The following is a 2,544-nucleotide window of genomic DNA, read 5'->3' as shown; positions in this document are numbered from 1 at the left end:
TATAACACCGTATTCACGCGGCGGGCCTAACGGCCCTTGGTCTGCAGAGGCTTTTCGGGGAAGTGAAGTCAGCAGACAACCTCTGCGAACCTAACCGCTTCGCGGCCGGTCGGAATCCAGCTGCGCCGGTGGATCCATGCTTCCCTTAAGGTTCTCGGGTTCGTGAATACAACAACGTTATAGGAAATAGCCGAGAATCTAAAGATCTAAAGCAAGGGATGAAAACAATGATTATTCAATTCTCTCGCAGTCCACAATTACAGGATATTTTAAAGAATATAGAAAAATATCCATTTAAGTTCTCAAACGAAGAAATTATTTCTCAGGTAGATCAATTTCTACCAAGCTATAACTGTGAAGGAGCAGCACTTGGGTATTTCTCAATTATTTCTCATCTTTGTTACTTCAGGTCTGATCTCGAAAAGCCATTAATGAAAATAGCAGTAAAACCTTTATATTATTTGGGAATAATTGATCCAGAAAGTGAAATTCTATGGGTTCAGAGTTATGTAAAAAAGAAAAGCATTATTAGAAAAAACAATTTATATTACACATCAAGTGAAGGCGAAATATGGATCCAGAATCAGCTGAAATTTAAACAAGATTTAATAAAGGAAATTATTCAAGAAATTATAACTGAAGATAGTATCGAAGAGTAATTGTAAGTTGAATCAAGAAGCGGCTACTTCCTATAACACCGTATTCACGCGGCGGCCCCTTACGGGACCTTGATCTGCAGAGGCTTTTCGGAGAAGCGAAATCAGCAGACAACCCTGCACTGGCTAAGTCCGTCGGACCCGGGGCTTGCGCCCCTTAAGCCAGTGAGGGTTCGTGAATACCAGAACGTTATAAGAAATCGGCGATAATAATAAAAGAAATGATTCATATAAGTGTAGAACAAAGAAAGAAAAACATTATTTAAAGTAGCTAAAAACGTAGAGTTTTCATTACAAAAAAATTTTGCAATCAATCCTTACACTAGAAATTAGACTAAAGACTTTAGACAATCATATGAGGAGATTAATTACATGAGCTTAATAGTTAGTGTAATTCCTAAGGAAGGCATATCTATTGATACTGATTTTTTGGAAAGGCAGATTCTAGCACCACACAATAATGTATTTGGTTTTGAGTCATGTAGAAAAACTTTATGGGGTATTGATTTAATTAGAGAACTTGGATGCGAGCTAATTTATTCTTTAAACAGTAGGGATATTTTTGTATTTGATGAAGATATAGATAAACTTAAAAGCGAATTGCATATTTTGATAGATAATTTAGAAATTATTAAACTACATACAATCTATAATAAAGATTTTATTGAATTTAGAGTAAGGAATGCATTGGAAATGATAAAGGTAGTACTTAAAGAAAAAGATAAGGTAGGAATAGCGATTTGGTAATTGTGTTTCGAGGAAGTCGCCGACATCTTATAACACCGTATTCACGCTGCGGGCCTGACGGCCCTTGGTCTGCCAGAGGCTTTTCGGGGAAGCGGAATCAGCAGACAACCCTGCACTGGCTAAGTCCGTCGGACCCGGGGCTAACGCCCCTTAAGCCAGTGAGGGTTCGTGAATACAAGAACGTTATCCGAAACTGCTGAAGAACAATAAATTAAATGAAAAACCAGAAAACACAAGGCACAGGATTTGATAGTACTAAGAAGGAGCGAAGCATATTCGAATCCGAGGCGAGCCCGGCAGCAAGAAGAAGCGTATTCGAATCCGAAGTTAGCCCGACTGTAAGAATAAGGAACGAAGCATATTCGAATCCGAAGTTAGCCCGGCGGAAAGAAGAAGGAAGAAGCATATTCGAATCCGAAGCGTGCCCAGCAATAAGAATAAGGAACGATGCGTATTCGAATCCGAAGCGAGCCCGGCAGTAAGAAGAAAGGACGAAGCATATTCGTATTTCGAAGAAGACAGCAGCATCGGATAACACCGTATTCACGCGTTGGGCCTGACGGCCCTTGGTCTGCAGAGGCTTTTCGAGGAAGCGGAAGCAGCAGACAACCCTGCACTGGCTAAGTCCGTCGGACCCGGGGCTAACGCCCCTTAAGCCAGTGAGGGTTCGTGAATACACGAACGTTAACTGAAAGCACCGATAGATCAAGAGACATCAAGGTCAAGAGACATCAAGGCCAAGAGACATTGAAGGTCAAGAGACATCAAGGTCAAGAGACATCAAGGTCAAGAGACATTGAAGGTCAAGAGACATCAAGGTCAAGAGACATGAAGGTCAAGTGACATGAAGGTCAAGTGACATGAAGGTCAAGAGACATTGAGGATCAAGAGACATTGAGGATCAAGAGACATTGAGGATCAAGAGACATTGAGGATCAAGAGACATTGAAGGTCAAGAGACATTGAAGGTCAAGAGACATTGAAGGTCAAGAACGTTTATTGTAATTCGAAGAAGTCGGTGCCATCAGTTAACACCGTATCTACGCGTCGGGACCTGGAGGTCCCTTGGTCTGCATGTGGCATTTCGAGGGAGCGGATTCAGCAGACAACCCAACACCACCTAACCGCGTCGCGGCCGGTC

General features: G+C 41.7%; 2 protein-coding genes. Both read left to right on the top strand.

The window, feature by feature from the left end:
• Positions 1-227 precede the first annotated feature (227 nt).
• Positions 228-659: a hypothetical protein gene (locus tag ACSEXW_RS27935; RefSeq protein WP_438449467.1), complete on the top strand. Its 432-nt coding sequence runs from the start codon at positions 228-230 to the stop codon at positions 657-659.
• Between the two features lie 369 nt (positions 660-1,028).
• Positions 1,029-1,403, top strand: coding sequence for a hypothetical protein (locus ACSEXW_RS27930; RefSeq protein ID WP_438449466.1), 375 nt, complete (start codon positions 1,029-1,031; stop codon positions 1,401-1,403).
• Positions 1,404-2,544 lie beyond the last annotated feature (1,141 nt).

Origin of the sequence: Oryzibacillus soli (genome assembly GCF_051594765.1) — a bacterium.
Taxonomy (GTDB): domain Bacteria; phylum Bacillota; class Bacilli; order Paenibacillales; family NBRC-103111; genus Paenibacillus_AR.
This window is presented reverse-complemented; position numbering and strand designations above follow the sequence as displayed.

Coding starts and splice junctions, on each gene's coding strand:
- ACSEXW_RS27935 (WP_438449467.1), top strand. CDS start 228: ATGATTATTCAATTCTCTCGCAGTCCACAATTACAGGATATTTTAAAG.
- ACSEXW_RS27930 (WP_438449466.1), top strand. CDS start 1,029: ATGAGCTTAATAGTTAGTGTAATTCCTAAGGAAGGCATATCTATTGAT.